Source organism: Herbidospora sp. RD11066, from assembly GCF_054661255.1.
This window is the reverse complement of sequence record NZ_BAAGDO010000013.1, coordinates 198,934-205,707: the sequence shown is the minus strand read 5'-3', so window position 1 is coordinate 205,707 and position 6,774 is coordinate 198,934. Positions and strand designations below refer to the sequence as shown.

Below are 6,774 nucleotides of genomic sequence, written 5' to 3'. Positions count from 1 at the left end.
CACCACATCCGGAGGTCTTCCATTTGATCAAGCATCAGCTACGGCGAGTCACCAACCTGATGGCCGAGTACAGCTAGTGGTGAATGGTGCGGCGCAGTTCGATGAAGAAGAGCTGATCGCTGTCCGCCATCGGTGTTGAGCCCGTTGGGCGACCGCATGTCGTCGCACGACAGCGCGGATCGGGGTGAGCGGCACATGCCTAGGCTGTTGGTGACGGTCCGGCTTGGAGGCGACCCATGCCAAAGGGAGAGCTACTTGCGGTCTGTCGTCACTGAATGGTGCGGGTCATAGGCGATTGGCACCAAGGGAGAAGTGCTCGTTGTGGTCCGCTGCTGGTGAAGGACCGGCGGCTGTCGCTTAGAGAAAGAGCTGGCTGGGGTGCTCCGCTGGTGAATTGTGTGGGTCGGAGACGGTTGGTGTTGATAGAGAAGTGCTCATCCTCCGCTAGTGGCGAATGGGGGCGACTGGCGCACAGTAACCGATTTGCCCCTTTGAGCTAGGAATGCCTGACTGGAACGGTCCTTGCCGCCTGGTGCGCCGGTTGCCACGCTCGACTCGTCAGACTGACCCAGCCACGGGGGCGCCATATGGCGGTGTTTCACGGTCACGACATGCGCGGATACCTCGAGCGGGTCTCCCGGCATCCCATGGTCCAGGCCATCCGGCACGAGGGACTGACCCTGCTGGACGTGCAACCGGGGGAGCGGGTCCTCGACGCCGGATGCGGTCCGGGTGACATGGCGGCCCGGTTCGCGAACCTGGGTGCGCGGGTCACCGCGATCGACGCCGACCCGGTCATGTCGGGCGCCGCCGCCGAGATCCCCGGCGTCGTCGCCGAGACCGCCGATCTCACCACTCTCGACCGGCCGGGGCGGTTCGACGTCGTCTGGGCCGAACGCCTGCTCCAGCACGTCCCGGAGGCCGACCGGGTGATCGCCAATCTCGTCCGGGCGCTCGCCCCAGGTGGCCGGATCTGCCTGATCGACGTCGACTGGACCGGCCTCGTGGTCGACGGAGTCGAGGAGGATCTCGCCGCTCAGGTCCTCGGCGTGTTCCGCACCGTCGTGCCCCATCCGTCGATGGGCCGCACCCTGCGCCGTCGTCTGGCCCGCCAGGGCGTCACGAAGACGGAGGTCAGGGCATTTCTCGGAGCGTCGACCGACCTGGCCGACGCCGTGTCGGTCATCCCCGTCTTCGACGAGCGCCTGATCCCGGCGCCGCCATCATGGTTTGCCGCGGTGAAGGACGCCGACGAGGCGGGGGAGTTCCTCACGGCCCTGCCCATCTATCTCGTCACGGGATCGCTGTGACGTCAGCGATGTGGCATGCCATTGACCGCCTCTCTCATCTCGGGGTCGAGGCGGCGGAAAGTCACCTCGTTCCGCCGGTCGTCCACTCAACTCGGAGCGTCGTGAGAACCATCGACGAGAACGTGTCCGCATCGCCGGTCGTCGATCTCGGCTCGGGGTTGTTGTGAGGGGCCTCGCGGCACCGAGAGGTCGCTCGCGTTGCCGGTCGGGTGTTTCTCTCGGGGCTGTCGTCATAGTGAGGTCATCGTGAGGGGCCTCGACGTGGGAGACCGTCCGCGCTACCGGGCGCCCATCGAATCCCGGCGCCATCGTGACGATCATCGGCGTGAGGGGCCGCCGGTCGCCGATATCGCTCCGTGGGTTTCGTGACAGTCGTCCACTTGCAGAAACACCCTTTCGCGCGGAGGCATCATGACGGCCGTCCAACCTCTCACCACGGAGCCGGATCTCCGGGCCGGTTCGATGACGATCGACGTCCACGTGCCTGATGGGGAGTTCGGCGCTGAGTCGTGGCACAAGGAGCTCGTCGAGTTCCGTGGCGAGGTGCTCCACGGGCTCGGCCTCCCGTCAAGCGGTGACCACGACGGCCACGACGAGGTCGCCTACCACCTGATCGCCCGCCTCCCCACCGGTGAGATCGTCGGCGCGGCCCGGTTCGCCCCACTGGAGAACCTCGACCCGAGCTGGGTCCTCGATGTGGAACCCCAGGCCGGCGACCTGCTCGATCAGCAAGGGCTGACCCCGGAAGACGTCGTGGAAGGCGGCCGATGGCTCGTCGCCGCACCCCACCGCCACAGCGGCGTCGGCCGGTCGCTGATCCTGTCGGGCGCTTCCGTCACGCTGAGGCTGGGCCGCAAGCTGGTCTGGGTCCTGGCGGGCACGGCCCACGGCCAGGACATCCTCCTCACTCGCATGGGCTTCCACCCGGCCTCGGACAAGATCCACCCCATGCCCGGCCTCGGCTATCCCGTCCGCCTGCTGACCGCCCGCACCGCCGCGTTGCTCGACGCGCAGGAGACCGGGCCCCGGCCCGAGGGCATCTCCGGAGCTGAAGACAGCCGGAGCCCGGCCCGCAACCACCTCAAGGGCCAACCGCAGTGATACGAAAGATTGTCTGGAAGCTCGCGATGAAGGCGGTCGCCGCCCCAGAGACATTCAGTCCCTGCTCAAAGCTCTCTGCTCATACGCTTAAGCCAACTCCCTAAAGGAGCCTGGCCAAAAGCTCCTCAACCTCGGCTCAAGTCCCCGGCAAGGGGCCTGCTCAAGTTCGGCCGCTCAGTTCCCCCGCTCAGGGACCTGTTTCAGGGGACCCGATTGAGGGACCTGTTTTAGAGGTCCTAACAAAGTGGCTCCGGTGCCCTACAACTCGCCGTTGCCAAGCGCCGCCTATGCAGGTGTCGCATCTCGCCGCACCGGCGTCGGGTTCAGCTGGCTTCATTTTGTTAGGAGCTCGTAGGGGCTTGCTCAGGTCCTTGATCACCGGGACGCGAACCGTCTGACCCAGAGTCGCTGCCAAGGCGTCTCCACCGCGCGCCGATGATGATGAGCCCGCGTCCAGGCGATCGCCTCGCGCGAAGACAGCCCGGTCAAGGTCGCCAGGCAGGCGATCACCGTCCCGGTCCGGCCGACCCCCGCCCGGCACGCCACCTCCACGTCCTCTCCACCCCGAGCGCGCTCGTACAGCCCATGAATCGCCCGGACAGCCGCCCCAGAATCGGCGGGCAGCCAGAAGTCGGGCCACTTGATCCACTCCGAGGGCCACGCCACCTCGGGTGCCCGTTCCAGGACATACAGCCCAAAGCTGGGAAGAGGCCCCGGCGGCAGGGGTTTCCCCACGCCACGCCCCCTTACATACGTCCCGTCGGGCAATTGGAGAGAACCGGTCAGCGCCACACCCCCATGCTCTCCTACGATCTGCTGGTATGACCGAACTCCCATCGATAGGCCGCCCGGCGACCCAGGCGCTGGCCGGGGTGAACTGCCACACGCTGGAAGACGTCACCCGCCACACCTCCAGGGAACTGCTGGCCCTCCACGGGATGGGCCCCAAGGGCATCCGCATTCTCACCGAGGCCCTGACCGCCGCCGGACTGTCCTTCCGCGATCCCGATAAGATCGAGCGATGACCGAAATGACCGAAACCGCGGCGGGCTGGCTGTCATCTGACGAGCTCTCTCTCATGCGTGAGCGCCTGCCGATTCTCTATGTCGACGCCGTGCCGGTCCGCGCCGACGAGAACGGCGTGGTCACCCACGTCGGCCTGCTGCTCCGCATCGGCGCCGGCGGCACCGTCAGCCGCGCCCTGGTCTCCGGGCGGGTGCTCTACGGCGAGCAGGTACGCGACGCCCTCCTCCGCCACCTGGAGAAAGACCTCGGGCCGGTCGCGCTCCCGCGCGTCCCCCTGTCGCCGCAGCCCTTCACCATCGCCGAATACTTCCCGACCCCCGGCGTGACCGCCTACCACGACCCCCGCCAGCACGCCGTGTCGCTGGCCTACATCGTCCCGGTCGCCGGCGACTGCGCCCCCAGGCAGGACGCCCTCGACCTCGAGTGGTTCACCCCGGAGGAGGCCGCCTCCCCGATGGTCCAGCAGGAGATGACCGGCGGCCAGGGCACCCTCCTCAAGCAGGCACTCGCCCACGTCGGCCGCATCGTCTGATCTCCAGTCTTGTACGAGTAGAGCGCGCCCCCAGGCTGAAGGTCCGGCCGCCGGGGGCGCGAGAAAAGCAGATCTCCACATCAGCGGCGTGGTGAGCGCGCTCTACCTGGGAAGCGGCGACGCGATGCTCCCGCGCGTCTGGATCACGCCTGGGAAGACGGCAGCCGGCGATGCGGCACCCTCACGCGCCTGGCTTGTGCAGCGCTTCCGGGGAGGACGGCAGCCGACGATGTGGCAAGGGCTCGGAAAGGCAACAGCGGCTGGGAATGTGACGCTCCCTCACGCCCGACTGGTGTCAGCGCGCTCGGGAAATCGGCAATGCGGCCACCGACAATGTGGCATTCGTTCGCGTCAGGATGAGGCGGGCGTAGCACCGCCTGGATCGCTGACGTGGCCGTGGCCATCGATCGGCGTGCTCCCTCGCGTTGGCCGAGGTCTGGTGGATGACCCGCTGGTCAGCGCGGCTGGTAGCTGCACCGCGCCCCGGTCTTGACCGTCGCGCGTAACTCCGCCCCCACCGCCGGATCGAGTTCCTCTATCCGGGCCAGCGCCCGCCGGATCGCCTTCCCCACCGCCACGCGCGCCCGTTCCCCGTCCCCCGCGAAGGCCCGGGACCGCCCCGCCAAGCCCGTCGCCGCCGCCAGTTCCTCCGCCAGCCACGTGTGTTCGGCCCGCAGCGCCGTCGCCCCGGCCGCGTCGGTCAGCGCCTCCCGTTCCTCGATCGCCTCCTGGAGCCGGGTCAGCCGCTCTTCGTACGCCCGCCGCGCCGTCGAATCGATCACCGGCTGGGCCGCCGGCCGGTCGGGGACACCGGCCAAATCGGCGGCCGACACTTCGTGGCCAGGGTTGGAGACCAGAACCGCCAGGTGGCCCATGCCCACGCTGTGTTCGACCAGGACCGAGCGGCCTCCCAGGTCGATCCGCCAGTGGCGGCCGTGGCGGCGGGCCGACGCCGGAGCGGGGCCCAGGACGCGGCGGGACATCGGGGCCGGGAGTTCCATGCCCAGCTCGGCCGCCTCCTTGGTGGCCGTTTCCAGTTCGCGTAGGGCGAGTTCGTCGGTCGAGCCGTGGCGGGCGGCGAGGGCGTGGCCGAGGCGCCAGCGGGACAGGACGGTCGCGGGCCAGTGGCCGAGGGCCAGGTTGTCGCGGACGGCCGCCTGGAAGTGGCCGATCGCCCGGTCGATCTGGCCCATCGTCAGGCTGGCCACGCCCAGCGGGTGGTGGGCCGAGCCGAGGCAGGTGACGCCCAGGCTGGCGATCACCGGGGACGACTCGTGGGGGAGCAGCAGGTCGTAGATCTCGGCCGAGAGCGTCTCGTCCCCGAGGAGGTGGGCGGCCTCGGTGACGCCGTACAGGGTGAAGAGCCAGGTGCTCGAGCGGGGGAGTGCGGCCAGGTCGCGGCCCCGGATGCGGGCCAGCATCCCGGTGGCCAGACGGTGTTCGCCCGCGGTCGCGGCGGCCAGGGCCACGGCGGAGAAGTAGCTGTTGTCGATCGCGCTCAGGACGGGGTTGTCGGCCTGGTCGTGGAAGAGGTCGAGCAACTCGGCGATGCGGCCCTGGTACCAGCGGATGGTGCCGATCTGGCCGCCCCACCAGCCGGCCGCGTCGCGGTCTCCTGCGGCGGTGCCGCGTTCGACGTTGGCGTCGGCGAGGCTCTCGGCGTGGCCGAACCGGCCCTCGCGGATCGCGAGCATCACCTGGATCGTCCCGGCGATGAAGCCCGCGGCCAGGTGGGGGCCCTTTTCGACTAAGGCGACCAGTTCGCGCAGGCCGCGTTCGGCGTGGGGGTCGCCCAGCAGGAACAGGTCGACGGCGCGCCACATCACGCCCATCACGACGTCGCCGCGACGGCCCGTGCGGGCGGCCTGGCCGATCATCTCCTGGGCCAGGCCCAGCCGCAGGGTCGCGTGTTCGGGGCCGAGGAGGCAGTGGTGGGCCAGGCTGAGCGCCTCGACCAGGGCGACGGCGTCGCCCGCGAGGCGGGCGTCGTCGACCTTCCGCAGGATCGCCTCGTGGGTGCCGCAGCGGTAGTCCTCCTCGCCGGTGAGGCGGATGCGCAGGCGCCGGGCCAGGCCGGAGTGCGGGTCGCCGGCGCGCAGGGCCGCCCACTGGCGGGCGCGGACCGTCGCCTCGCCCTCGCCGGTGCGGTGTTCGTGTACCCAGATGCCGCTCAGGCCGAGCGCCGACCGCGCCATTCCGTCGTGGTCGGCTTCCTGCTCGGCCTCGCCCCAGGCCTGTTCGAACCACTCGCGGGCCGCACGCAGATCTCCGTCGACGTGTAGTGCGTGTTCCCCGGCCGCCAGGGCCGTGCCCCGTCCCTGGCGGTCCCCCTCGTGGGCCATCCGCGCTCCTTCTCGTACGTTTGTCGCGTACGTGAACAAGTTATGAAGCTTCCGCTTGCACCAGCCTTTCTTAGCGCTTGACGGACCTTTCCGACCCGGAAGTATGGAAGTGATGCCGAGAGTCAGGTGATGTCAAGACGGTCGATAAGGGTGTCGTGCGTGCGGAAGGTGAACGTGCCCGGCCCGTTGTAGCCGTCGCCGGACACGTGGACCGAGACCGTGGTCGTGTCGCCCGTGGTGCGCGCCCCCGTGACCACGAGTTTGGTGCGGCTGCCGATGTTGTCCTGCGCGTCCCAGTCGGCGATGCGGTCGCGCCCCTCGAAACTCCGGCCGAAGTTCACGACCACCGCGTCTTCGGCGAACGCACCCAGGAGCGCGGCGCCGTCGCCCCGGTTGGTGGCGTCGAGCATCTGCTGGATGGCGGGTAGAAGCGGATCCATCGTGGTCCTCGCTATGTGATCGG

General features: G+C 69.2%; 7 protein-coding genes. 4 read left to right on the top strand and 3 right to left on the bottom strand.

Annotated elements, in window-relative coordinates; genetic code table 11:
- Nucleotides 1–611 precede the first annotated feature (611 nt).
- Together ACYQ78_RS36050 and ACYQ78_RS36045 are read left to right on the top strand one after the other, a co-directional pair.
- Nucleotides 612–1,310: a methyltransferase domain-containing protein gene (locus ACYQ78_RS36050; RefSeq protein WP_459805461.1), complete on the top strand. Its 699-nt coding sequence runs from the start codon at nucleotides 612–614 to the stop codon at nucleotides 1,308–1,310.
- Between the two features lie 411 nt (nucleotides 1,311–1,721).
- A complete protein-coding gene (locus tag ACYQ78_RS36045) occupies nucleotides 1,722–2,411 on the top strand; it encodes a GNAT family N-acyltransferase (RefSeq protein WP_459805460.1) in 690 nt (229 codons plus the stop codon).
- A gap of 375 nt (nucleotides 2,412–2,786) precedes the next feature.
- Here the strand turns inward: ACYQ78_RS36045 and ACYQ78_RS36040 are convergent, their stop codons facing one another.
- The gene (locus ACYQ78_RS36040) at nucleotides 2,787–3,248 is read right to left on the bottom strand and encodes a protein-tyrosine phosphatase family protein (protein WP_459805459.1); all 462 of its coding nucleotides are present in this window, start codon (nucleotides 3,246–3,248) and stop codon (nucleotides 2,787–2,789) included.
- Between ACYQ78_RS36040 and ACYQ78_RS36035 the strand changes: the two genes are divergently transcribed.
- Complete coding sequence (locus ACYQ78_RS36035; protein ID WP_459805458.1) at nucleotides 3,233–3,436, top strand: helix-hairpin-helix domain-containing protein; 204 nt, start codon at nucleotides 3,233–3,235, stop codon at nucleotides 3,434–3,436. The two genes, ACYQ78_RS36040 and ACYQ78_RS36035, sit on opposite strands and share 16 nt — an antisense overlap.
- Entirely contained in the window at nucleotides 3,433–3,969 is a 537-nt protein-coding gene (locus ACYQ78_RS36030) for an NUDIX hydrolase family protein (protein WP_459805457.1), read from the top strand. The genes ACYQ78_RS36035 and ACYQ78_RS36030 overlap by 4 nt, the downstream gene beginning before the upstream one ends.
- A gap of 455 nt (nucleotides 3,970–4,424) precedes the next feature.
- On the opposite strand, the gene ACYQ78_RS36025 is transcribed toward ACYQ78_RS36030, so the two are convergent.
- On the bottom strand, nucleotides 4,425–6,311 hold the full coding sequence (locus ACYQ78_RS36025) for a hypothetical protein (RefSeq protein WP_459805456.1): 1,887 nt from the start codon (nucleotides 6,309–6,311) through the stop codon (nucleotides 4,425–4,427).
- A 122-nt stretch (nucleotides 6,312–6,433) separates the two neighbouring features.
- Entirely contained in the window at nucleotides 6,434–6,751 is a 318-nt protein-coding gene (locus ACYQ78_RS36020) for a nuclear transport factor 2 family protein (RefSeq protein WP_459805455.1), read from the bottom strand.
- Nucleotides 6,752–6,774: the final 23 nt, after the last annotated feature.

Bases quoted from the DNA above. Each gene is read 5' to 3' on its own strand.
- ACYQ78_RS36045 (WP_459805460.1), top strand. From the start codon at position 1,722: ATGACGGCCGTCCAACCTCTCACCACGGAGCCGGATCTCCGGGCCGGT.
- ACYQ78_RS36025 (WP_459805456.1), bottom strand. From the start codon at position 6,311: ATGGCCCACGAGGGGGACCGCCAGGGACGGGGCACGGCCCTGGCGGCC.
- ACYQ78_RS36030 (WP_459805457.1), top strand. From the start codon at position 3,433: ATGACCGAAATGACCGAAACCGCGGCGGGCTGGCTGTCATCTGACGAG.
- ACYQ78_RS36020 (WP_459805455.1), bottom strand. From the start codon at position 6,751: ATGGATCCGCTTCTACCCGCCATCCAGCAGATGCTCGACGCCACCAAC.
- ACYQ78_RS36050 (WP_459805461.1), top strand. From the start codon at position 612: ATGCGCGGATACCTCGAGCGGGTCTCCCGGCATCCCATGGTCCAGGCC.
- ACYQ78_RS36035 (WP_459805458.1), top strand. From the start codon at position 3,233: ATGACCGAACTCCCATCGATAGGCCGCCCGGCGACCCAGGCGCTGGCC.
- ACYQ78_RS36040 (WP_459805459.1), bottom strand. From the start codon at position 3,248: ATGGGAGTTCGGTCATACCAGCAGATCGTAGGAGAGCATGGGGGTGTG.